Annotated in this window: 18 protein-coding genes and 2 pseudogenes; 6 read left to right on the forward strand and 14 right to left on the reverse strand. The window is 54.2% G+C overall.

Annotated elements, in window-relative coordinates:
- Window positions 1-263, forward strand: a pseudogene (locus tag ACR0FB_RS19980) (hypothetical protein); the annotation flags it as partial.
- Between the two features lie 474 nt (window positions 264-737).
- Here the strand turns inward: ACR0FB_RS19980 and ACR0FB_RS19985 are convergent.
- On the reverse strand, window positions 738-3,389 hold the full coding sequence (locus ACR0FB_RS19985) for an AsmA family protein (RefSeq protein ID WP_480621728.1): 2,652 nt from the start codon (window positions 3,387-3,389) through the stop codon (window positions 738-740).
- 421 nt (window positions 3,390-3,810) lie between these two features.
- Here ACR0FB_RS19985 and ACR0FB_RS19990 point away from each other — a divergent pair, with 421 nt between their 5' ends.
- The 4 genes from ACR0FB_RS19990 (at window position 3,811) to ACR0FB_RS20005 (ending at window position 7,399) form a co-directional block, all read left to right on the forward strand.
- Complete coding sequence (locus ACR0FB_RS19990) at window positions 3,811-4,080, forward strand: potassium channel family protein (protein WP_348539722.1); 270 nt, start codon at window positions 3,811-3,813, stop codon at window positions 4,078-4,080.
- Window positions 4,081-4,258: 178 nt separating this feature from the next.
- The gene (locus ACR0FB_RS19995) at window positions 4,259-5,338 is read left to right on the forward strand and encodes an AI-2E family transporter (RefSeq protein WP_171634622.1); all 1,080 of its coding nucleotides are present in this window, start codon (window positions 4,259-4,261) and stop codon (window positions 5,336-5,338) included.
- Window positions 5,335-6,399: an HlyD family secretion protein gene (locus ACR0FB_RS20000; RefSeq protein WP_210092780.1), complete on the forward strand. Its 1,065-nt coding sequence runs from the start codon at window positions 5,335-5,337 to the stop codon at window positions 6,397-6,399. Before ACR0FB_RS19995 ends, ACR0FB_RS20000 begins: the two co-directional genes overlap by 4 nt.
- Complete coding sequence (locus ACR0FB_RS20005; protein WP_480621727.1) at window positions 6,389-7,399, forward strand: DUF2955 domain-containing protein; 1,011 nt, start codon at window positions 6,389-6,391, stop codon at window positions 7,397-7,399. The genes ACR0FB_RS20000 and ACR0FB_RS20005 overlap by 11 nt, the downstream gene beginning before the upstream one ends.
- A gap of 354 nt (window positions 7,400-7,753) precedes the next feature.
- Here the strand turns inward: ACR0FB_RS20005 and ACR0FB_RS20010 are convergent.
- The 13 genes and pseudogenes from ACR0FB_RS20010 to ACR0FB_RS20070 all read right to left on the reverse strand — a co-directional run bounded on the left by ACR0FB_RS20010 (window position 7,754) and on the right by ACR0FB_RS20070 (window position 23,536).
- Window positions 7,754-8,894: pseudogene (locus ACR0FB_RS20010) on the reverse strand (IS3 family transposase).
- Window positions 8,895-9,470: 576 nt separating this feature from the next.
- Window positions 9,471-11,252, reverse strand: a complete 1,782-nt coding sequence (locus ACR0FB_RS20015; protein ID WP_480621726.1) for a thiamine pyrophosphate-binding protein — start codon at window positions 11,250-11,252, stop codon at window positions 9,471-9,473.
- Window positions 11,252-12,661 (reverse strand): aldehyde dehydrogenase family protein, encoded by a 1,410-nt coding sequence (locus tag ACR0FB_RS20020; RefSeq protein WP_171634635.1) that lies wholly within the window; start codon window positions 12,659-12,661, stop codon window positions 11,252-11,254. The genes ACR0FB_RS20015 and ACR0FB_RS20020 overlap by 1 nt, the downstream gene beginning before the upstream one ends.
- Entirely contained in the window at window positions 12,642-13,556 is a 915-nt protein-coding gene (locus ACR0FB_RS20025; RefSeq protein WP_480621725.1) for a sugar phosphate isomerase/epimerase family protein, read from the reverse strand. Before ACR0FB_RS20025 ends, ACR0FB_RS20020 begins: the two co-directional genes overlap by 20 nt.
- Window positions 13,557-13,710: 154 nt before the next feature.
- On the reverse strand, window positions 13,711-14,901 hold the full coding sequence (locus ACR0FB_RS20030) for a Gfo/Idh/MocA family protein (protein WP_480621724.1): 1,191 nt from the start codon (window positions 14,899-14,901) through the stop codon (window positions 13,711-13,713).
- On the reverse strand, window positions 14,894-15,568 hold the full coding sequence (locus tag ACR0FB_RS20035) for a hypothetical protein (RefSeq protein ID WP_171724177.1): 675 nt from the start codon (window positions 15,566-15,568) through the stop codon (window positions 14,894-14,896). Before ACR0FB_RS20035 ends, ACR0FB_RS20030 begins: the two co-directional genes overlap by 8 nt.
- Window positions 15,558-16,745 (reverse strand): Gfo/Idh/MocA family protein, encoded by a 1,188-nt coding sequence (locus tag ACR0FB_RS20040; RefSeq protein WP_480621723.1) that lies wholly within the window; start codon window positions 16,743-16,745, stop codon window positions 15,558-15,560. The genes ACR0FB_RS20035 and ACR0FB_RS20040 overlap by 11 nt, the downstream gene beginning before the upstream one ends.
- Window positions 16,735-17,550 (reverse strand): citryl-CoA lyase, encoded by an 816-nt coding sequence (locus ACR0FB_RS20045; protein ID WP_480621729.1) that lies wholly within the window; start codon window positions 17,548-17,550, stop codon window positions 16,735-16,737. The genes ACR0FB_RS20040 and ACR0FB_RS20045 overlap by 11 nt, the downstream gene beginning before the upstream one ends.
- An 8-nt stretch (window positions 17,551-17,558) precedes the next feature.
- Window positions 17,559-19,451: a bifunctional sugar phosphate isomerase/epimerase/4-hydroxyphenylpyruvate dioxygenase family protein gene (locus ACR0FB_RS20050; RefSeq protein ID WP_480621722.1), complete on the reverse strand. Its 1,893-nt coding sequence runs from the start codon at window positions 19,449-19,451 to the stop codon at window positions 17,559-17,561.
- Complete coding sequence (locus tag ACR0FB_RS20055; RefSeq protein ID WP_171634650.1) at window positions 19,451-20,746, reverse strand: TRAP transporter large permease; 1,296 nt, start codon at window positions 20,744-20,746, stop codon at window positions 19,451-19,453. The genes ACR0FB_RS20050 and ACR0FB_RS20055 overlap by 1 nt, the downstream gene beginning before the upstream one ends.
- Window positions 20,743-21,318 (reverse strand): TRAP transporter small permease, encoded by a 576-nt coding sequence (locus ACR0FB_RS20060; RefSeq protein ID WP_171634653.1) that lies wholly within the window; start codon window positions 21,316-21,318, stop codon window positions 20,743-20,745. Before ACR0FB_RS20060 ends, ACR0FB_RS20055 begins: the two co-directional genes overlap by 4 nt.
- Window positions 21,319-21,348: 30 nt before the next feature.
- A complete protein-coding gene (dctP, locus tag ACR0FB_RS20065) occupies window positions 21,349-22,359 on the reverse strand; it encodes a TRAP transporter substrate-binding protein DctP (RefSeq protein ID WP_171634656.1) in 1,011 nt (336 codons plus the stop codon).
- A 100-nt stretch (window positions 22,360-22,459) separates the two neighbouring features.
- Window positions 22,460-23,536: a Gfo/Idh/MocA family protein gene (locus ACR0FB_RS20070; RefSeq protein ID WP_216598221.1), complete on the reverse strand. Its 1,077-nt coding sequence runs from the start codon at window positions 23,534-23,536 to the stop codon at window positions 22,460-22,462.
- Between the two features lie 213 nt (window positions 23,537-23,749).
- On the opposite strand from ACR0FB_RS20070, the gene ACR0FB_RS20075 reads away from it, so the two are divergent.
- Entirely contained in the window at window positions 23,750-24,403 is a 654-nt protein-coding gene (locus tag ACR0FB_RS20075; protein WP_171634661.1) for a GntR family transcriptional regulator, read from the forward strand.
- The last annotated feature ends 442 nt before the right edge of the window (window positions 24,404-24,845 follow it).

The raw sequence follows: 24,845 nt of genomic DNA on the forward strand, positions 1-24,845 counted from the left end.
CATGTGCATCCCAAGCCGGAAGCAGCCAAAAAAAGCGGTGAAGTACGACAAGCGTCGCTACATAGTCGCACCCCCCCTCTCGTGACATTGCCGTGCAATGCACTGTCGGGCAGTGATACGAGATCATGTTCGGAAGGTTGAAAGATTGGCGACGTGTGGCAACCCGATACGACAGGTGCCCAAAGGTCTTCCTCTCAGCCATCGCACAGGCGGCTACCGTCATCTTTTTGGCTATGAATTCTGACCCTAATGGCCAGTCTTAATCAACCCAGGTACTTATCCAAACCTTGATTTGTGTCCATAAGATCGCGTGGAAACTCAAGGGCATATCACGGGCGCTATTTGATCGGATTCATCGAAGGCTGCGGAGAGAAATCGCGATGGTTGGAAACACAATCTTCGTGCAGCCATTCAAATCGGTAGGTGGGTATGTTGGCGGGTAGCTGGTAAAAACCGCCAATTTTTCCAATGGATTCAAAGTGTCGGGCGACACATAGTTCTGCCACTCACGCTTCACTAAGCTATTGATTTCGCTTTAGCTACCATTTCATCAGAGCACACGTTTTTCCATTTGCGTCTCAAAGGTCTTCCATCATGTCCGCTGAACTCCACGAGAGTCTCTATTCGCCTAACGTGCGGAATATATCGAGAGAAAACCCAAAGCAAAAATCGCTTTCAGAAAGCGATGCCATTCTTTTTGAACTTTAAGAATGGTCTTTTATCGACTGCCTCCGCCACTACTGCAGTTGTAAAATGTCCGGAACGCAAAGCTGTCTTCTTGCCGGCATTTTGTCCGCACCATCCGATCGTTTCAGCCGCTTCGGACCGTCTTTGACCTTGATCTTCGGCTTTGCTAGTGGACCCTTCAAGGTCACGGGCCAAGGGCTCTTCGAAAGAGGTTCGCCAATCTTGCGGGGCTGCAGATTTAGGTCCAAAACCTTGCCCGCCACATTAACACCGCCAAAGACGACGACTTGGACATGATCTGTCTCCAATGTGGTTTGTTTCGTCGAAATACTTCCATTTGAAATACTAATCGGCGCGCGCAAACATACAATTGGAGCAACCTTCTGTTTCTCTTTGGTAAACACCCAAGGTAGCACCCCCAATCCTGCCAGATCTAAAAGCTGGGTCTCGATCGAGCCGTCACGCATAGAAACTGTGGCATTGCCGCTCATGCTATTGGCAAAATGCTTGACTGAATCGGTTCCGCCGGTCACCGAAAAATCTGCATAGATCGTACCGCTTGCGCCCTTTTTGAAGTTCAGGCTGTGAAGAATTTCATCCAGTTGCCAGCCACCTGCCTTGCCGGTCAACGTGAGCAGATGTGCGTCGTTCGATAGATCTATTTGCCCACTGACGTCGAAATGAGCGCCTCCGTATTCAAACTTCAGTGGTCCTGCCTTAAGCGCGTTTTTGTTGAGCGTCACTTCGCTCTGCAGACTGCTGATGCCCTTGGCACCTTCGATGTGCCGAAGGTCAACGTCGACATCCATATCCATGCCGGACAAGAGAATTGAGCGCCCGATAGGTTTAAGCGTTACATCTCTTAACGCGCCTTGGTTGCCCTCGTCTTCTTTCTTAGGTTCTTTCTCTTCCGGATTTGGGCCGCCTAATTTCCGCAACTGTGCGGCAGCCTGAACGATAGTTCGGATCTGATCTATCATTATCAGGTCACTCTCAATGGAACCCTGCAGCACCGGGTCGCTTGTTGCATCATCAAGATCGGCCATAATCTGCAAGATAGAGTCGGCGACCTCAACATTGGCACTCGCGTTCCAATCAGTGCCTTCGCTAACAAGATTGATTTCAAGGCGAGCCTGCCCGGTTTCCACACGTTCAAGCGATAGTGCCTGCAAAAGATCCGCTCCGGATGGAACTGCGACATCAATTGCCAAATCCAGGTCCTCGAATTTGAGTACATTCTCGACAGTGCCATGCACCTCAAGGTTCCAGACGTCTGTATCGCTTGTCTTTCCATCCAAGTTCGTCAGCGAAAGCTGATTGATGTCGCCGTTCAAATGGAAGTCACCGGAAAACCTGCCAAGCTGGTCGTCTGGTCCCAACAATTCTGGCGAGATCAAACTGCTTGCCGGTATATCCACTAGGCCTTCTGCTGAAATGCCTTGCAACTGAAGCGCGTCATCGACCGAACCGTTCAAAATGATAAACGGATCGGCTGGGTTGCCAATTCTAAGGTTGATGTTTCCGACTTTTAAAGCGCCTTCTGGTGTTCTGGAAAGCTCGGAGAACTTAATCGGGGGCGGGCCTTCGCCGGACGTGTCCAACGTGAAACCGTTGGTCTTAATGACCATTTGTCGCTGCGGCACCTGCCCAGGCACGCTGTCGATAACCATGTCGACTGCGATAAGTTTAAGATCATACCGCGAGGCGGCTGGGGCTGGTTCCGCATCTTCTGGGTACAACCTAATTCGGGTTGTCAGGGATACGTCTTCTGGGTTTCCCAACTCTCCGATTTGTCCCGTCAGCGAAAGGCTTTGCCCACCATCCAATTCAGTCAATACAGCCAGGTCATCAATCCGGGCTACGCCGTCGACTGATTTGAATGCTGCACCAATACTCCCTGAACCCTCCAGAACGCGATTGAGTTTCAGGATATCAAGAAGCTGACCAAGTTCGGCAACCTCTATGGTCGTATTCACTTGTAGCCCGTTCTCTTGAGGGACTTCCTCGGCGGCAATCGCAATCTGATCGAAGTTCACCGCGACCTGAAACGAGTCGTCCGCAGGAATGCTCGCGTTCAGAGTAAACTTCTCTCCGTTTAGTGCACCAGCCCCAACCGCGGTCACAACGTCGGTTTCCGTATCACGCTTTAAATTCAGCTCAGGAAGCTGCAGATCCAGACCAAGCCCGTTTAGATCGTTCTGGTAAAGAACGGTGACGTCGGTCAGGTCAATTTTGTGGTCCGTTAGAATTCCAGCCACAGACAGGTTTGCAGGTTTGGCCGGATCCCCGGCTCTAGCGCCCGTTTGGGAAGCGGACTGCCAGTTTCCGACACCGTCTTTGTCCGTGATCAAGTTGAGGTGAACACCCGAGAGAGAAAGCTCACTCAGCGACAATTTGCTGTTCCAAAGGTCGCGGGCAGAAATTTTGAACTCAAGTTTATCGATTGCTGCCAGATTCGCTTCGGCTCTGATCGCGCCGGGTAGTACCAATCCCGCTGCTGATACATGCAGTTGCCGACCAAGGCCTAGACGCACTTCATCATCGATTAACACGTCCTGACCAAGTTTCTTCGAGATCAGGTTTTCAACAAAAGTGGTCCTGACAGAAGAAAACAACGCAGAGGACAGGAAAAGCCATGCCACAACAACCGCGACGAACGCGACAGCGCAACAAACCATGACACCTTTTGTGATGAACCGCACGCTTTTCTCCTAAGGTTCTGATTCCTTTTTTGGGCAGACTAGACCATTAAAGCATCATGTTAATGGAATATGTGGCTTCTCATTTTGCTGAACCCTAAATGACCTTGACCATTTAACCGACTGCTCTTGCGGAATTGGTCGGGCGGCTAAGAAACGGTTAAAGGACTAAATTTAGGATGTGCTGCTGACCCAGTTTCAAAATAGCTGGCTTGAAACGCGTTTAACGATTCGTAAACGGGCACATTGCATTAGCTTTGATTACTGCGACCCGACGCCCAACCAAACTAGTGGCGGCTAAAATACTTCAATTCTCACATCCATCTAATTACTGTTATATGTGAATTATTCAAACGATGGGGACACAATGAATTCGCTAACTAGAATCACACGTGGGATTGGCGTTGCTTTCAAGGATGGTAGAGTGAAAGGCCTTCTTGCCTTTACAGTCGGAATGATTTTATGGGCCTCGGTCTTCTACCACTTTGTCGAAGGTTGGAGTTGGCTCGACTCAATCTACTTTTCTGTCGTGACCATTTCGACCGTAGGGTTTGGTGACTTCTCACCCGAAACCGCGGCAGGGAAGATCTTTACGATGGTATACATCATTGTAGGACTCGGTGTCTTCGTGACTGCAGCAACCACAGTGGCGGATACAATCTTGTCCCAAGACGACAAAAAAGCGGACAAGTAGATTATCCCAATTTGGCCAACCCGAACTCATGCCCAGGCATTGATTTGACTGGGCATCTCAAGCCGTGGCCCGGATTAATTTGTGTCTTCAAGCTGATAGATGACCACTAAATTCTAAAAAAATATACATATTAGGTTTTTTGAGTGTAACATTCAAAAAAAGTTCACGGAGGGATGGAATGGAAAAGACTCAGGACGCGAAGATTGTCGATCTAGCGATACGATTGCTATTTCTTGGACTATTCCTCTACAGCGCCCTGGTTATGGTGGCCCCGCTTGCGAGCGTGGTTATCTGGGCAACGATCCTCTGTGTGGCGCTTTACCCGGCATTTGATTGGCTCCAGTCCAAGCTGGGAGGGCGGAAAAAACTTGCCACAACGATCTTGGTTTTGTTGGGCCTTGTTCTGACCCTCGGGCCAGTCGCAACTGCGGTGTCCGGGGCTGCTGAACTAGGGTCCGAGTTTGCGGAACAAGCAGACAAGGGTGAGTTGAAAATCCCCCCTGCCCCTGAGGGGATCAAGGAACTACCACTGATCGGAAGCAAGATTGCCGATGTCTGGAGTATGTTTGAACGGAATCTGGACGGTGCGCTTGCAAAATACGGCGCGCAAATCCTTGAAATCACCAAATCGCTCTTCGGAAAGGTGTTGGGCATTGGTATCGGGCTTCTTGGCTTAGCTCTGTCCGTGTTGATTATGGGGGCATTGTTCAGCCCCGGGCCAAATTTGGTCCAGGGTCTTCAGCGCTTTGCCAACCGTGTCTTTGCGCCGCGCGGCGGTGAATTCGTGACACTGGCAGGCGCAACGATCCGAAACGTTACAAAAGGCGTGATTGGCGTAGCAGCCATTCAGGCAGTTTTCGTTTGGATACTGTTGGCATTGTTTGGGATTTCTTCGGCCGCCACGCTGGCATTTATCTGCCTCATACTCTCAATTATCCAAATCGGGCCCGGACTGGTTCTGATACCAGTTATTATCTACGCGTGGAGTTCTATGTCCGGTGGAACTGCTTTGATCTTCACCATATTGGCCGTTCCCGTCATGATAATGGACAGTTTCCTAAGACCCGTGTTCATCTCAAAAGGCCTTGAGACTCCCATGCTGGTCATCCTCATCGGTGTTCTCGGAGGTATGATGGCGTACGGGTTGATCGGCGTTTTTATGGGGCCGGTACTCTTTGCTGTCTTCTATGAGCTGTTCAAGGTTTGGATTGATACCTCACCTGAAGCCGAGGGCACTGTCGAAGGTGCGACGAAATGAGGAAAACGATATGGACAACCCTGGCTGTCATTCTGATTTTCCTTGTCTGGTATCTGGTCGCTGATCGAAAAACACCATTTACTGGGAACGCCAGAGTAAAAGCTGTAGCCACCCAAATCGTGCCTCAGGTGACCGGAACGGTAACGGAAGTCTTGGTAGAAAACGGCCAAATCGTTTCGGCAGGTGATGTTCTGGTTCGAATAGATTCCAGACCCTACGAAATCGAGCGTTCAAAGGCGGAAGCTGATCTTGAAGCGGCAACCCAAGAGGTGGGTGCGTCTTCGGCAGAGGTAAGTGCGGCACAAGCCAAACTCGCAAGGGCGCAGAGCGATCTGGATACGATGCGCATTCAGACGGAACGTGTATTTGCGCTCGAAAAGAAAGGGTTGATTGCCGTCTCAAAAGCCGATGATGCACGAGGACAACTGGCAGAATCCGAGGCAAACTTTGAGAACGCAAAAGCTGATCTGGAAAAAGCAAAGCAAAGGCTTGGTGACGATGGGATTGAAAACCCGAAAATCCAGCGCGCACTGGCGGCCTTGGCGGATGCGGAACTGAACCTTGAATGGACCGAACTGCGTGCTCCTGCGACAGGTGTCATTTCTAATCTGCTGATTGCCCCCGGAACGTATGCGCGATCCGGCCAGGATCTTTTGACGTTTCTGGATGCAACCGACGTCTGGATCGAGGCGTATTTTACCGAGAACAATCTGGGAAGAGCTTCAATAGGGTCTCCGGTTGATGTGGTGTTGGATATGCATCCAGGTAAGATTGTTCCGGGCGTCATTGAGAGCTTTAGTGCTGCTGTTTCTTTGAGTGGCAGTGATGAGCCAGGGCAATTGGCGAGCCCGCCAAGCACCAAGGGATTTTTGCGGGAGCCCGAAAGGTTTCCGGTCAGGATTGTTTTACCCGGCTATGAAGCTGGAAGTGCCGAAGACGATCTTCGATTTCAACTGAACGGGCAGGCCGATGTAATCATGTATCTAAGCGACAACTCGTTGCTGAACCTTGTAGGTCGCGCCTACATCCGCGTGGTTTCAATCTTCTCCTATGCATACTGAGAACCAACGCTCTGTCACCCGACTTGCGCTGGGTGTTACCGGTGTATTTGCATTGGGCCTGTTTCTCGGGTGGCCACTCGCCATCATTGGAGCGGTTTTCACTGCCCTTTTTCTTCAAGCGCCTGCCGCATTGCCTTTGGCGGCGTTTGGCAAGCTGTTTGTCTTCTCGATTGGATTGATGTTCACTTCATTCCTGCTTTCCTCAACCTTCTCACCATATCCTGTTGTGTTCCTGATCCTAGTGGCGATTGGAATAATCCTGTCTTTCATATGGTCCGTTTCCGGTGCCGGAGTATTGCCCGGTGTCATCGCCCTCATGGGAGCGTTGATGATCCCGAACTTGGTTTTGCAATCACAGGATCTGGCCTTGGTGCTCGTGTATTGGATACCACTGAATCTGCTGTTTGCAGGCTTTGTATCGACGCTGATGTTCGTGTTGATACCCGCTGCACCTCAAACGGCACCTCAAAAGAAAGCTGCAACATCGCCGGACTTCGACTCACATCGCCGAATAGTCAGGATGTCTCTGGTCACAGTGCCCTTTGCTATGGCGTTCTTTATTTCCGGCGCTTCTGCTTTGTTGGTCCTGTTTTTTGTCGCCCTGCTGAGCCAGCAACTTGCGGCAATGCCTGCTGCAGGCAAAACAGTTGCAAAAGCTATGCTGACGGCAAATCTACTTGGGGCCGCAGTATCCATCATTTGTTATGAAATAAACGTAATAGCTCCGGTTATTCTCACCCCCGTTTTGCTGTGTTTTTTCTTTTGCCTAACACTCGGAGCACTTGGAAAGTCAAAAGTCCCGCTCGCCGCCGCCGCCGGTTCCGCTATTACGACAGCTCTGATAGTATATGGCGGTTCGGTTGCACCATTTTCAGACGAGGCTGACGTCAAGAGCATCACTCGCGTATTGCAAGTTGCCAGCGCCGCTTTTTTCGTAATCATCGCATATGTTGTGGTAGATGAGTTTTGGCCGGAGAAAGAGCGCCAGGCGACTCAATGAAGTTAGTTGCGACAAAACTTGGCGCTGAAACCAGCAGAGTTCCCAGTTTGACCAATTTTCGCAACCACCGCACGAGTTGCAGCGCCATAACAAACCGCAAACATCGCAGTAGTGGTTTATTGTGAAGCGATCTCTGGTTGAGTGCCCGACCTGTTCTCACGTACCTTCGACAATGGCATTTCAAGCCTTGGCAAATTCCTTAACGATGTACCGCAGCAAGTTATTACCCTCGTCAATGAGATCGTGGCGATCTTCTTTCTTTGTCACCACAGCTGCCCATGCCATTTGATCTTTGACCCAGCCCCTTGATCCGGGCCGTTTGGATGTAGAATCCGTTCCTGTTTTTTCTCGTGATTAGGTTGCGGTCAAGGCCTGCTGAGCGGAGCCTTTGCGTAGCTCAAGCGAAGCAGACCGGGCGGCACGGTTGAGATTGGCGTAAACGGCCGGTGCCAGTCCGCCAAGCGATGTGTGTGGTCTCTGAGTGTTGTAGTCGATCCTCCAGGTTTCAATGATCTTTCGGGCTTCTGCGAGATTGCCGAAGATATGTTCGTTCAGGCATTCGTCACGCAGTCGACCATTGAAGCTCTCCACGAATGCGTTCTGCATGGGCTTGCCTGGTGCGATGTAGTGCCAGCCAACGCCAGTGTCTTGGCACCATCGAAGAACGGCATGAGATGTCATTTCCGTTCCATTATCGCTGACAATCATGTCCGGCTGGCCACGCCTGCGGATCAGATCATCCAGTTCACGGGTCATCCGCGCGCCTGACAACGAACGATCCACGACAGTTGCCAGTGCCTCTCGGGCGCAGTCATCAATGATGCACAACACACGGAACCGCCGACCATCCTCAAAGGCGTCGGACACAAAGTCAAACGACCACCGCTGATTGGCCCGATCCGGCACAAGAATAGGCCTTCGCGTGCCCAAAGCTCGTTTGCGCGACCGACGACGGCGCACAGCCAATCCTTCCTCACGGTAGAGACGAACAGCTCCTTGTGGTTCACTTCAAAGCCCTCTCTGGCCAATAGGATGCCCAAACGCCGGTAGCCGAACCGACGACGTTCGTTCGCCAGTTCGCGCAAGCGCTTGCGCAAGGCCGCGTCATCCTCGTCCTGTTTCTGATACTGGAAAACAGACCTGTGCAGGTCGGCCAGTTCACACGCCCGACGCTCAGACAAATCGTGTCGATCCATCACGTCTGACACGGCCCGTCTTTTGACATCGGGCGTCAGTAGTTTTTTGTCGCGAGATCCTTCAATGCCGCATTGTCGAGCATCGCATCTGCCAGCATGCGCTTCAGGCGGTTGTTCTCATCCTCAAGTGCACGCAGCTTCTTGGCATCCGACACGTTCATCCCGACGAACTTGGCCTTGTATTTGTAGAACGTTGCATCGCTGATCCCGTACTTGCGGCACAACTCCTGTGCTTTAACTCCAGCCTCGTATTCCTTGATCATTCCAATGATCTGTTCGTCCGAAAATCTGCGTTTCATAGTCCATCCTTTGCTTGGACGGATTACTAACACTTCAGTGGCCTGATTTCAGGTGGTTGGGTCATGAGGCAAGTGTGGTGAACAGCTGTCCAGCAGTGACCGAGGATATTCGTTAGTTTTGGCAAAATTCAAACTAACCAGTTCAGCCAAAGAAAACTCGGCAAATCGTCGTTACGCGCACGCACCTCAAGTGAGCATACCCAAGGTCATGAAAAATGCGACCAGGTCCAACCACCTCTGCCCAATCCGATTCCGGCATCAGCCATCACCGACTGGCACATAGCGAACCAACAAAAAACGAAGCGTCTATCACCAATGGAACGACTATGGCTGCCAAATGGCAAAACTATGTGTCGTCCCACAAGGAATGTCGGGCGACACATAGTTTTGCCATTCATCGACATCTAAGCCTTTGATTTTAAATTTCCCTAGAATAGCACGAGGCACGAGTCTTGCCATTTGCGACTCAAAGGTTTTCCATCAAGCTTAAGCCATCGCATAGCGGCAATTGCCCTTCTGTTAAACAGTTACAGGCAAAAGCCGTATGCACAGGCGGATCGCACACTCCAAATTGATCTAGGTGGCAACGTGCGAAACATCCCTGTCCGGCGAGTATATGTCCAAGATGTTCCAATGTCCGGTCGTTGGTGTTGGGTTGTTGATCATTGGGACATCAAGAACGGTTGGTTTGCCGCTGGCGATTGCCGCTTCCAATGCGGGCAACAATTCATCAGCAGCACTGAGCCTGTGCCCTTCTGCACCATAAGCTTTTGCAATATCTGCATAACCCGGTCCGTTTGCGGGTGCGGCGGCTGATCCGGGGAACGTGGTTCCATAGGTCAAACCGTAATGAGCTTTTTGAAGGCCTGCGATCGTTCCGAAGGCGTTGTTGTTCATGACCAGCCAGATGATGCCCAGATTGAGTTCGACGGCCGTTGCGAGCATCGACGGGTTTTGACCGAAGCCACCATCGCCAACTAAACTTAGTACGACTCGATCAGGTGCTGCCAATTTTGCGCCGATCGCGCCCGGAGGGCCAAAACCCATCGTCGCGAACCCGCCCGGGGTCAGTATTGAGCCAGGGGTCAGGATATCGAATTGCTGTCCGACACCGTTCTTGTTCCACCCAACGTCCGTGGTGATGATGGCATCCTCAGGCAGTGCCTTGCGGGCATCTGCCAGAATGCGCTCGGGCATCATCGGAAAGGCTGATGAGGTCGCCATTTCCACATTGCGCGCTTTGAAGTCCGTCCGAAAGTCAGCGATCTTCTGCTCCAGCACGGGGCGTTGGAGGCCCTCCGGATACATCTCGCGGGCGACCCGGTTGAGGACTAGTAAAGCGGCCTTGGCGTCAGCAACGACTCCGATCTCGGTGGGGTAGTTCCGGCCGATCTCCTGCGGTTCAATGTCGATATGAATGACCTTGGAACCGGGGATGTTGAACGTATAGCCGGGGTACCAGCTGGAGCAATCGGCCTCTTTGAACCGAGTGCCCACGGCAAAGATGTAGTCCGCATTCAAGCAGGACTGGTTGACCAATTCGGTGCCCCAAAACCCGGTCATTCCCAGCACAAGCGGATGGTCGTCTCGCAACGCGCCTTTACCCATCAGGGAATGCGCGACTGGAAGGCCCATATGTTCAACAAATTCTCGCAACTCCTCACTGGCCTGCGCCAACAGGATACCGCCGCCGACATAGGCAACCGGGTTTTCGGCCTGTGCCAGAGCCTCAATGATTTCACGTGCGGTTTCATCGTCAATCGACGGCTTCTTGAGCGCGCGCGTGTTATCGCGGATACGGTCGAAGCTGTCCGAGGGGATCACCTCGGAGAAGATGTCCATCGGCACATTGACCAGCACCGGCCCGGGCTGACCGCTTTCAGCCAGATGGAACGCCTTTTCCAAGATTTCGGCCATCAGGTCGGCGCGATCCACCCGCCAAGCACGTTTGACGAAGGGGCGATAAATCTCCCATTGGGCCGCATCTGCGTGCAGGTTCACTTCCTGATGCGGATGCTTGCCATAGTAATGCGTGGGAATATCGCCCGCGATCACGACCATGGGGATACAGTCCAGCGCCGCGTTGGCGACCCCGGTGGCACAGTTTGTCAAACCTGGGGAGAGGTGTGACAACACCACCGAGGCCTTGCCCGTCACGCGGGCATATGCGTCCGCCGCGTGGCTGGCGATTTGTTCGTGCCGCACCGTGACAAAATCAATCGGACTTTCGGCCAGTGCAGCCAGAACTGCGATGTTTGTATGGCCACAAAGCCCGAACACATGCTTGACATCACGGCGTTCGAGGAAATCAACGATGTGTTCGGCGACGGTTTTACCGTCGAGTTTGCTTGCGTCCATCACGCGACCTCCTGTCCGTAGAATTCACCGAACAGGTCCGGCTCCGAGGGGCGATCCTCAGGGATCGGACGGCTGACCCAGGTGTAGTTCATCATGTGTTTCATGGTGACGTTTTCATTTGTGATGTTGCCGCCCCAGATGCCGCAACCAAGGCTGCTGGTCATAGGCATGCCATTGGTCCACGCACCCGCGTTGGCCTTGGACTGAGGCTGTCGAACCATCATGCGACTGACCGGAGCCAGACGCGCCAACCGGTCGATGTGATCGTCATTGTGGCTGTAGATGCCGCAGGAATGGCCCTTGCCCCCGGTGTTGTAGATCTGGCTGACCGTTTCCAGCGCATCATCGAAAGTTTCGAAGTGATATAGCGCCATTAGCGTGGTCAGTTTTTCCTTGGAGAACTTATGCTGCGGGCCGATTTGCCCCTGATTTTCAACCATCAGGAATTTGCGATCTTCGGGGATCGAGAACCCGGCGACCTTGGCCGTTTGCTGAGGCGGACAAGCTATGGTCGGGAACGTGCGGTTGCCCCTATCATCCCACATAGCCGCTTCGAGCATGGCCTTCTCTTCATCCGAACAGAGATATCCACCTTCGGCCTCAAGTGCCTTGATCATATCGTCGTAGACCGAGCGCTGGATGATGATGTTGCCATCTGCCGAGCAGCCAGACCCAAAGTCAGAGGTCTTAGAAATACGAGTGTTCTGAGCGGCAATGTCCAGATCTGCGGTCTCATCGATGACGATGGACGAATTGCCCGCGCCCACGCCATAGGCCGGACGTCCCGAGCTGTAGGCTGCTTTGACCATGGGCTTGCCACCCGTCGCCAGCGTCAGGTCGCAGATCTCCATCAGATGTTGCGTCAATGGGATCGACGGTTTGCGAATGGATTGGAACAAGTCCTCGGGGGCACCGGCAGCACGACAAGCTGCACGCATGACCTCGACCATTTCAAAGGTGGTATGGGCGGTTCGCGGATGCGGGCTGAAGACGACCGCATTCCGGGCGTTCGCGGCGGACACGCCGGTCACTGGTGGAGTCATTGCCGGGTTGGTCATGGGGATCAGGGAGGCGATCACACCGGCAGGTTTGGCATATTTCACCAGACCTTTTTCCTCATCCACCTCGACGATACCCGTCGAGGGTGTGCGCAAGACATCTCGCAGCACCATGTGAATCTTGAAGCGCTTCGCAGGACGCCCTGCGCGATCTCCGATACCGCTTTCGTCCACGCCCTGCTGGGCCAAACGCGTGAAGGTCTTCTCGTTCCCCGCATACCACGCAATGGCCTGAGACAGGCGGTCCAGCCTGTCCTGACCCCAATCCTCGATCTCGGCCATGGCAGCGCGGGCGCGCGCCAGCATATCGGCCGCCATGTTGCGGTCTTTCTCAGTGAGCTCTTTGCCCATGATAATCCTCTTGGTGTTTTGGAATTGCTGCATCGGTCATACGACGCTGAGATCGCGCCGCGCCGAATGTCCGCTTGGCGTGGCTGAGACAGCGACGCGCGTGTTCTTCATATCCCAACTCGGCAACGCGGCTTTGGTTGGGCAGTTCGATGGAATAGTCGACGGGCGGCATCCGTTCGATGATGCCGGTGAAGTCAATCCAGCCTTCGCCGGGATAGAGCCGCGCATCGCGGGCCAGTTGGATCATGCCCTCTCGCGTATCGGCGATCCCGGGCAGGCAATCGGAGATATGCAGGAAGTGAAACAACTCCGAGGGGACGTGCAGAAGCTCTCCGAGATCAACGCGACTGAGGTGCAGATAAAGCGTATCGACCAGAATACCGCCATTCGGTTGATCGGAGGCGCGGACAATATCCAGGGCCTCATCCAGAGTGCGCAAGCGAGAGAAGCTTGGGAATTCCAAGTCCACTGTTAGCCCGTAGGGCGCCGCCAGTTCGCAGGTTTCAGAGTAGACGTCGATCAGAAAGTCACGATCATCGCGGGTGTTGGTCCACGCGCTCATGATCATGCGTTTGGCGCCCAGTTCCCCACCGATCTCAAGAGAAGGTTCAAAACTGCGCGGATCGACATCTTCGGTGATGCGCGCAATCTCGATATCCAGAACCTTCAGGCCAGTGGCAGAAAGAGCAGTTTTGGTGGCCTGCACCTGCGCCTTGTCGATTGGAGATTGAGTGAATTCACCGGGCACATGCATCGGAATGAATCTGGGGCTGACGGCATCGTAACCGGCCCGCGCGGCGATATAGACCAACTCGGGCGGCGTACAGCCAATCAGCGTCAGATGCGCCAAGGAATAGAGAGAGGGGCTTGCGCCAGCCTCTTCGGGTTTCACCATGAACGACAGCTCCACGTGTCTGCGAATCTTAAATTCATCACACGTAGTTAAAAATATCTGGTATTTTTCGAAATATCAACTTTTAATACTGAGCAGGAAATGAAAGCGCCCAGGCAACTGCCCGGGCGTGTTTTACATTTGTGTTGGCAGAGCCTTAGAGAGTGACCCAGTCACCTCCGGACTGGTGAGAGCGCACGGAGGCTTCAATAAACCGGACGCCATCTGCACCTTGTTCGACACTGGGATAAGTAAGCCAATCATCCGGAACGGTAACGCCATCCCGACGCGCGGCTACGGCCATAGCAAATTCCGTATAGAGGATGGCCCAGGCTTCGATAATCCCTTCTGGGAAGCCGCGCGCGGTCCGGATTAGACGTTCTGCGCCGGGGCCGATGCCATGCCCGTGACCTCGGCTGATGATACGATCCGGCTCACCGAACCGATTGAACTTCAGCTGTTCCGAATTCTCCAGGTCCCACTCGAGACCTCCTTCGTTCCCGAATATGCGCAACCGCAACCCTCCCCGATTCCCAGGGGCCAGGCGTGTCGCCATCAGAGTTCCCGGAACCTCGTTTTGATAGCGGGTGAACATGAATGCTGTGTCTTCCAAAGGCTTTGGCGCGCCGCAGACATGAAACTCGGCCCGTAGGTCGGTCAAGGGCAGGCCCGAGACAAAACTGGCGAGATGAGCTGCATGGGTACCGATATCGCCGACACAACTCGTTGGTCCTGAAATCTTGGGGTCCAGCCGCCACTTTACATGAGGCGCATCAGCCACATCTTCGGGCGTCATCCAGTCTTGCATGAACTCAACATGGATTTGGTTGATTTTGCCGATGCCTCCTTCGGTGACAATTTGCTTGGCCTGCCGGATCACTGGAAAACACGACATTGCATAACCGACAGCAAATACCTGCCCCGTACGCGCGGTGATCTCCTCAAGCCCCTCGGCTTCGGCGACTTCGTTGGTCAGGGGCTTGTCGCACAGCACGTCAATGCCCGCCTCAAGAAACGCTTTGGCAGCTTCGAAATGAACGTGGTTCGGGGTCGTGATCATGACGGCATCTACGCCATCCGGGCGCGCCGCCTCGGCCTGCGCCATCTCGTCGAACGACGCATAGCACCTGTCTGCCGGCAGGAACCACTCGGCCCCGCGCGCCTTGCTTCGCGCGGCGTCAGAACTGAGCGCGCCTGCGGTGACCTCCCACCGGTCGGTCATCCGCGCGGCCGTTGCCTGCGTGACAGAGATCCGTCCGCCGCCAACAACGCCCAGCCGCAAACGGCGAGACAACCGGGGGAAAGGTCCGTCAAAGTTCAGGTCTTTGGGTAAAAGTCTCTCAGCCATTCTGAACCTCTATTTCCGGGGCCCGTACGCCTTCTGGCAGTATTTCCACCGCCATGAAGATGCTGGGGGTAATCGTCTCGTATTGATGCCAGGGATAGTTGCCTTCAGCGTCATACATCGGTTTGTGCGTCGTGCCGGGGGCCATGAATTCTTCGAGGTAAAGGGTTTCAACATCCCGCTCACGGCATTGCTGCATTTTGCCAAAGCCTACGATTTGTGTATGCACTTCGCGAAACCCCGGTACCGGGCAGAACGGATGATCCTTGTGCAATCCGACATTCAATGGGACCGAACCGGAATGGTACATGGTCAGTCCAACGTTACCCACGAGAACCTTTGGCGACATGTAGTGGCTGACACCGCGCAAACGCTCCTCTTGGCGAACATCAAAAGCAGATGGCCATGTATCTTTCACCCATGCGAACAACTCGTTCTCATCCGCATGGGCGTCGAAATCGTGGACAATGACTGCACGTTCCACGCCGCTAAGCGTGCTGTCTTGCACGATCACAGACGAAAGCGGTGCAATGGTCTGATCCTCGACAGAGAGATTTCGCCCCCCAAGGTTAAGGACGATGGCGCGACCCTCTATGGAAATTCTGCGCTCGTCAGTTATGTGCTGGACGCGAAAGAATGGCTGAGCAAAGTCGAGTGTCTCAATCGGCATGGACCAACTCCTTCCTCTCATCGTTCAGGAAATCGACCGGCAAAGGTTCCGGAACCGCGCAACGGCTTTCTATCGTCTGATAGGCACCAAATTTCGGCGCCCGTTCAATCGCGTCCATGACCTCGAATACATGGTAGGCGAGCGCTCCACTTGCACGGGGTTGGCGTCCTTCTTGCGCCGCCAGGGCCAGATCCAAAAGGCCGAGCCCGCGGCTGTCTTCATTGAACCCATGTTTGTTTTCGACCACCTGCCAGTCTTCGCGACCGGTTGGACGAGGCTGATGAGACCAGCGCGAGGTCTCCCGCGTTTTCAGCCAGACATCCCCTTGAAAGATATTGGCACCATGAACCGGGTCTGGGTCTGGGATGCTGATAGTGCCGTTTTCACCGTAGATCTCGAACCGTGGAGTTTCGCTGTCCCAGACGTCGAAGCTCATGGTCATCGACCCTATAGCTCCGGAAGAGAACTGCAGCAGGCTTAGGGAGTGCGTGTCGACCTCGACATCTATCCATTCGCCGTTGCGAGGGCCGTTTTCGATCATCCTATTGTCGAACGTGCGCCGAGCCATTCCGGCAACCCGGTCAACGGGACCAAGGCAGCAGATCATGGCGGTCAGGTAGTACGGCCCAAGGTCCAGCAATGGCCCACCACCCGCCTTATAGTAGAAATCCGGGTTGGGATGGTGGCGCTCCGTCCCGTGGGTCCCGACATGGGCAAAAGCCCCTGTCGGTTTGCCAATGGCACCCTCGTCGATCAAGCGCCGAACGGTCTGCCAGCGACCGCCCAGAAATGTGTCGGGTGCGCAACCGACCAGTAACCCCTTTTCAGAGGCCATGTGCAGGATCGCCTTACCATCCGTTCGGTTCATGACCAGTGGCTTTTCGGAATAGACGTGTTTCCCCGCCTCCAACGCGCGCAAACTGATTTCCGCATGCGCCGCCGGGATTGTCAGATTCAGAACACAGTCAATCGTCGGATCGTCAAACACCTCATCTGGCGCACAGGCCTTGGCGACACCGTATTGATCCGCTTTGGCGCGGCTTTCAGAAGGGTCAAGGCTTGCGCAAGCCACGACCTCAACGTTTGAGGATTTGGATAGTGTTTTTAGATAAATATCGCTGATACGACCACAGCCGATAAGGCCGACCCGGAAGGATTTCGATGTCTCACGTGTCATCATTCCTGTCTTCGTAGAGGGGTAAGTAATTCGGGGGCATCGGTCCTTTGTTCCGACCGCCCTGGTTCATCTGTTCCCAGGCGTGGGCAAGTATTCCGACCGAGCGGGACAGGCAGAACAGCCCCCGCGACAAGGGCGCAGGAAAGCCAAGTTCGCAGAAGATCACAGCTGTCGCGCCGTCGATATTCATGGCAATTGGCCGACCGCCGCGTTGACGACCGAGTTCGGCGCGAACCTCTTCTCCGATATCGGCAAACCGGCCAGATACTGTGCCTTCTGCCGCCGCATCACGAACAAGTTGCATCAATCGTGGTGCGCGTGGATCGACAGGCTTGTGAAACCTGTGACCAAAGCCCGATACGATCTTGCCGTAGGTCTCGCGCCAGCTGTCCAAGCCATCCCGAACAGCGTCATTCAGCGAAGCTCCCGCATCCATGCGGACTGCGATATCATAGTACAGCTCTGCACACTGCTCTCCCGCCCCGCCGTGCACGTCGCCCAGCATGTTCACCGCAGTCGCCATCGCATTATTGAGACCTACCCCGCAGGTGGCGGCCATACGCGCAGCCGCGATTGAGGGAGCCTGTGGGCCGTGATCCACGCCTGCGACCAAAGCGGCTTCGAACAGGCGCGCTTGCGCGTCGCTGGGTAGATCGCCCCGCACCATAAGCCAGATCATCTGCGGGAAAGATACGTTTCCGATCAGGTCCTCTATGGCGTTTCCACGAAAAGAGATCTGTCCGGGTTTCATGTCGATGATGGAGGTACGCCACCATTGGCGAACGGCGCGCTCATCGTCTTTCATCTGCGCGGTCATTGCGTCTGCACCTCTTTCACCGGCTGGGTTTTGCTTTGCGCAGCAAGGCGAATGGGTGCATTGCGCGCGCCATAACCGGCATAGCCCATACGGCGTTCAACAATTTCGAAGAAGAAGCCGTTAAAGATGGGGCGGCTGTATATCTGAAAATACTCAGCACCCGCCGCCCGATCGTAAAGAATGTTCCCCCTGCGCAATTGGGCGACCAAATCGTCATCCAATCCGAATGTCGCTTGCAGATCAGCGTAGTAGTTCTCCGGGATGGACAGGCTGGGAAAGCCGGACTTGAGCAACTGGGCTGAAGTTTCAAAAATATCGTCCGATTGGAAGGCAATGTGCTGAACACCGGCGCCAAAGCCATCTTCAAGGAATGACGCCGCCAGAGTTCGGCGCCCAACGGCCCCGTTCAGGTTCAGGCGCACTTCGCCTTCTGGACTTTCGATAGCCTGGCTTTGCACGACGCCGGACGGATCGGCGACGTTCACAATAGGAGACTTTGCCATCTCAAAAGTCGAAATGTAGTAGAGCAACCAGCTCTGCATCTCATCGTGACGCATCGTCTGTGCCAGATGGTCGATGCGGCGCAGACCGGCGGGCTGGGTCGCTTTGGTCTTGGCGACTGGCTCAAACTCGATGTCCCAAACCCGATGCAGATCGGATTTCTCATCGATGAAATGAACGACGTTGCCACCAACACCCCGAATGGCCGGGATATCCAGTTCCCCTGTTCCCACCGGCTGTGAGAAATTCGGCGCGCCCAACGCGGTCGCCCGCTGAACCGTCTGATCCGCATCTCTGACACGCAACCCCATGTCACAAACGGAGGGACCGTGACCCAGGAACGCCGAATGGGCAAAACCTTCCTTTTCGGTATTCACAACGATGTTTATGGCACCCTGCCGCCACAGCTCGACGGACTTGGTGACGTGTTTTCGCTCCATTCGAAAGCACATTGCTGACAGCATCTCTGCAAGCTGCGCGCCGCTTAATTCATCAGCTGTAAATTCGACGAACTCAAAGCCTGATACATAGACGCGTTCCGGCAGGTCCGGGATACCGAAATCGGTTCCCGGTTCGGTCCGAGATACCTCATCCAGGAGGTTCACCAGCGACCTGTAGCTGTCTCGGGCCAGTGTGCGGCCACCGGGTTGAGGAGCTGCTTCGTTGACGCGCGCAATGGACCAAGGCCCCTTGTAACCGGCGCGCGACAACACCCGCACGAAGCCCGCAAGGTTCAGCGATCCGAGCCCGGGCAAAAGCCCGAAATGCCGCTTGAGCCTGCGGATATCCATCTCAAGCCGGGGTGCATCGGACAGTTGCACATGGAACAGCCGCTCTCCGGGAATGTCCCGAAGGCGGGCTGGTTTGGACCCATCGGCAAGCGAGAAGAAGGAATTCAGGGCCAGCCCGAAATGGGGGCTGTCGATGGCTTCCACGACGCGTAACGCCTGCTCATCCGAGCGAATAAGATCCGACCATGGCAAGCCCATATAGGCCAGACGCATCCCTATTTCTTTAGCGATTTGGGCCGCCTCGCCAAGATCTGCGATTACCTGTTCTTCGGTTGCAGCGGCATCGACGTCGAAGGCAGACCCGATTAGCAGTAATTCCGTTCCCAACTCGGTCATCAAGTCGAGTTTGCGTTTCAGCCGATCAAAGGCGCGCTCCCGTCCACCTCCGGACTGGCCTTCAAGGTTATGGAAGGGTTGCAGCAGGCAAATCTTAAGGCCGAGATCTGACGCAATGTTCCGGATCTGAGATGGCGACCCGTCAAAAGCAGTCAAATCCGGCTCGTGTAATTCGACACCCCCGAATCCCGCGTCAGCGATAGTACTCAGCTTTTCAGCCAGATCACCGGGGATCGACGTTGTCGAAACCGAGAGGCACATTATCCCTGATACCCAAACATACGCGGCAACCACAGGACCAGATCCGGCATCAGCATCATGATCACCAATGCGAAGATGAGAACCGCCAGGAAGGCCCAGATTTCCGAGATGATTTCACGCAGCGGAATGTCCGTCACGGCGTTGATTACAAAGAGTAGAATGCCATAGGGAGGCGTGATCAGGCCGATCATCGAGTTCACGACGACCAGCACTCCGAAATGCACCAGATCAATTCCAAGCGCTTCGCAGGTTGGAATGAACAGGGGCACGATCACAAGAATGATCGTTGTCGCGTCCAACACGCAACCCAGCGCGAGGATCAGCAGGTTAACCAGGATCAGGAAAACAATCGGACTAACATCTGAACCCTCCAGCAGTACCGAGATCGACTGTGGAATCTGTTCCTGAATGACGATGAAGTTCAGAATGAACGCGCCGCCAATGACCACCCCGACGGCGGCGGAAGAGCGCGCGCTGTCGACGAACACTTGATACAGGCCACGGAAAGTCAAGGCACGATAGAACAGGGCGGCGAGAAGCAGCGCATAGAAAGCAGCCACTGCTGCAGCCTCGGTCGGAGTGGTGACGCCGCCGTAGATTCCGTACAGCAGGATTGCAGGCATCAGCAGCGCCGGAAACGCGTTGGCGGTTTTTGCGGGCAACTCGCGCAGCGGAACAGGTTCTTCCAAAGCAAAGTTCCGCTTTCCGGCCAGATAGTAGTTCATCGCCATCAGAACGACGCCCATGATCAGACCCGGCAGAATACCGGCCAGGAACAGCGACCCAATAGAGGCCTTGGAAACGAGCGCGTACAAAACCATCGGGATCGAGGGTGGAATAATAGGGCCGATCGTTGCCGACGCCGCCGTGATTGCAGCTGCGTAGCCTCGGCTGTAGCGGCCATCTTTGGTCATCATTTCAATGATTATCTTGCCGATCCCCGCGGCATCCGCGACAGCCGAGCCGGACATACCGGAAAAGATCAGAGACGCTACCACATTGACGTGCCCGAGGCCGCCCTTGAAACGACCGACAGCGGCTACGCAGAAGTTCAGCAGACGGTCCGTGATCGACCCAGCATTCATGATATTCGCGGCGACGATGAACAAAGGCACGGCAAGCAGGATCGTGCTTTTGTAGAAGCCTTGCAGGATTTTCTCGCCCGCGAGGGCGACGTCCAATCCGGCCGTGCCCAGATACACCAATGAGGCCAAAAGGATGGAATAGCCGATAGGTGTCCCGATGCCTGCCAGAAGAAAGAGAGCGAGCAGGCAGGAAAGAAGTTCAAAACTCATTTCTTAACTTCCTCGCCCTCTTCGACGTCGACTCGCGGATGGTCGTCAACGACGTTGTACCCAACGACCAGTTCCAACTCTGTCTTTGGTGGGCCATTGCGCATGACGTCGAAGAATAGCCACGCGTACCGCGCTGCGACGACCAGCATGAATACCGCGTAAATCGAGAATACTGTGCGCAGCGGTATCTTCTCGCCGGAGAACGGATTGCGGACAGTCGATGTCTTGCGGATTTTCATCCAGTCGATGTAGTCCCACGTCGGAAGGAAGCTGTAGAGCATACCGACCACGATCGCTGCGGCCGCCAGCATCGCAAAGACCTGCCGCACGCGCATCGGTACGGAAAGGTAGATAATGTCGAACTTCACGTGATCCCGTTCTCGCACTATGAAAGCGCAACTGAAGAAGATCACCCAGACCCACAGAATGCCGATGAGTTCAAGCGTCCATCCGGCGGGGGTAAAGAAGTAGCGCAAGAGTATTTGCAATAGGAAGATCAGGAAGATTGCCGCCAGCATCCCGCCGGCAATCGCTTCGGTCAGTCGGGAGAACCCCTTCATAAAGGCTTTCATTATGGTTCTCCCTCCCTTCTTCAGACGACTTTAGTTGCCCAGAGCGTTGATCTGCTCAAGCACACCGTCCGGCCATGATCCGGCGAATTCACTTTCCAGGTACATAGACTGTACCTGATCGCGGAACGCAGCGAGATCGGGTTCGTAAATCTCCATGCCCTGCTCTTTCAGGAAGCTGACAAGATCCTCTTCTTTCTGAAGCTGTTTCTGGCGGCCTGATTCAGCTGCTGCGTCCGCAGCTTCCTGAACCTTGGCTTGCTGTTCCGGAGTAAGCCCGTCCCAAACCTCTTTGCCGATGGCGATATAGTTCAAGTCGACCAGATGCGATGTCAGGACGATCTGATTGGTCACTTCATAGAACTTGGCGTCGACGACGGTCGGCAACGGATTATCCTGCCCGTCAACGGCACCGGTCGACAGCGCGGTATAGACTTCGGAGAAGGCCATCGGTGTCGGCGCGGCACCCAGCGCTTTGCCAAGGAACTGCCATGCGTCGGTGCCCGGCATCCGCAGATTCACGCCTTCCAAGTCTGCTGGCGTCGTGACTGTCAGCTCATCCTTGGGTTGGCGCAGGTTAACCTGACGACGGCCCAGATACATGACCGACAGCAGTTTGACGCCCAGCTCTTCTTCAGCTTTTTGCTTGAAGGCATCCATCAAGGGATCGTTGAAGACAGCCACCTGATGCGCGGCGTCCTGGTGGACATAGCCTGCGGTAAAGATCGAAAACTCGGGGAAGAACTGGGCCAGTTCCTGCGCCGAGGTGATCGACATTTCCAGGTTACCCCGGCTGATGGCGTCCAACTCGGTGCCTTGGGCGAAGATGGTTCCATTATAGCTGGGCTCGTAGCTTGCGAAATCAGCGACCATGGGCGCGAAAACCTCGGCCATAGCGACCGAGCGCTGATCGGTCTCCGATCCTGATGTTGCGAGGCGAAGTTGCACTTTGTCTTCCGCCAGCACACCACTTGTTGCGCTAAACAGAACACCGGTTGCGACCAGGGCCGATACAGCAGCCCGGCGGGTAAGTTTGGTAATCACTTTGCTCCTCCCTGAGACATCATGATGCTTCTTTTTTGCGATTCAGAGTTTTGACCTATTTTGGACATTTTGCAAGATGTTTTGCAAAATATCTGATATTTTAGACTGCCGTCATACCTGCCATTGGTGTTTTTTGTAAGTTTTTGATCTTGACCGTATCACCTGTTCTGCAGGAATTCTGAATAGCTTCAATGACTTGAAGTGTTCTGAAGCCTTCCCAGCCGGACACAATCGGATCTGCTTCGTGCCGAGCAACGTCAACAAAGTGCCCGAGTTGATTGACCAGTGGGTCAGAGGAACCCTTCTTCAGCGCGGTTGACGAAATTGGAATCCACCAATCCCTTTCCTCACCCTGGTAGGTCCATAATCTTAGATCAGGGACAGACAACGACCCATGAGAGCCACCGATCATGTAGCTACTCTCAGTGGTCGACGGATAGATTGGATATTCCTGAGACGTCATCTCCCAGCTCCACGGAGCAACAATGCTGTCGGATACGCTAATGGTCCCAATCGCTCCGCTTTCAAACGTCAATAGCGCTCCGGCGACATCTTCGTTGTCATAGCCGCGTTGCGAGGTAGCCGACTGCGCCTGTACGGTCACGACCTCTCCGGCCAGGTACCGCAGAAGATCGACATCATGGACAAGATTGACCGAGATAGGCCCCGCACCGGGTTTCTTACGCCAGGGTGCGGCGTCAAAATACTCATCGGGCTTGTAAAACCAGCAATTCGCATGGACAGCGCGCACATCTCCAATCTTCCCGTCGACAATGGCTTCCTTCGCTGACTTGATCAGAGGATTGTGCCGACGATGATGTCCGACCATCAGTGGCACATTGGCCTTTTCCGCTTCTTGGACAAGCTCCAGTGCAGCGGAGGCTTCCACGGCGATCGGTTTTTCGACGAGTACGGGACAACCATGCCGAACACATGTGAGCCCTTGTTCGACATGAAGCGTCGTGGGCGTCGCGAGCACAGCTCCGTCCGGCGTCTGATTTGCAAACATATTCTCGAGGGTCTCGTAACACGCAACGCCATGCTCCGCAGCGTAGGTGCGCCCTTCGTCACTGGGATCAACAACCGCAACAAGATCGACATGACGCAACGCGCGGATCGCGTCTGCGTGGCGGCGTCCAACAAGGCCAATGCCGACAATGGCAATACGAAAGTTCATTGACACTTTGCTTCCTTCCAGAGGGTTCGGAAACTCCGAAACCAATGTTTATGACTGAGCTGCTTTGCCCAACTTGAATTCGACCGTATTGGGGTTTTTGCGATTCCACAATAATGTATGATATTTTTATTTCTACCATACATCAGATTGGATTGCTGATAACTCTATAAAGTGGTATTTGAAGGAGGAATCTAAAAATATCGGGTGAAACGCATGGCGAAACAGCCGTCTACGATAGGTGCAAGCACCTATCAGCGCATCAAGCGGGATATCATCTTCGGAGAGTTGCAACCCGGCTCCAAACTGAAGCTGGACGCATTGAAAGAGCGCTACTCAGCAAGCCTTTCAACACTTCGTGAAACCCTGAACAGGCTTGCCAGCGACGGTTTTGTCGAAGCTCCCGAGCAACGGGGTTTCCTGGTCACGCCGGTCTCTCGCGAAGACCTGACCGAGATATCAGAGTTGCGTGTCCTGCTGGAATGCCACGCGTTGGAGTTGTCCATTGCGAATGGCGACACGGACTGGGAAGGCAACCTCGTTGCTGCACACCACAAACTGCACCTGATGGAACAGCAGCTTCTCAAGGGCGACGAGTCCGAGAAAGAAACCTGGAAAAGATATGATTGGGAGTTTCATCAAGCGATGATCGCGGCCTGCAACTCCAAGAACCTTCTGTCTCTGCACTCCATCATCTACGACAAATACTTGCGGTATCAGATGCTTGTGCTGACTTATCGCGGCGAAGAAGCGGTCAAGGAGCACAAGGGCATGTTCGATGCCGCGCTGGCCAGAGACGCCGACACGGCAAAGAGGCTGTTGGAAGATCACATTCGAAACGGTCTTTCACATACGCTGGAGGCTATGTAGCTCGCTGTTGTTGCCGCCTATCTCCATCACCTGAATCAGCGGCACGGGACCTGAAAGGCAAGTTTAATTACTGTGCTTACCAGACGAATTCCGTAAGTTTATGATTCGACATCCGAACCCGCTACATCAGGCAGCCGTTTAAACAGAGATGAGAACGCTAAGCTTCCGCAACCAAGGGTTGCTTTGCACCACCACAACAAACCGCGAACATTCTTGAAACGGTTTTATGTGAAGCGATCTCTGGTTGAGTAGTGGCCCTTCAGTGGAACGAGTACATAAGGCATGTTCGCGAGTTGATCCCAACGCTTGATTGGGAGGGCGGTTCCCTCGGTGTACGTCTTCGCTTTGAGCCAAGCGACGTCGAAGAGCTATTTAAGGACTTCATATCTGCAACAAGGGATGCAGAAGAACTCAAAAGCGCCGCAGAAACGAAGCACGTAGA

The organism is Ruegeria sp. P10, from assembly GCF_056534925.1.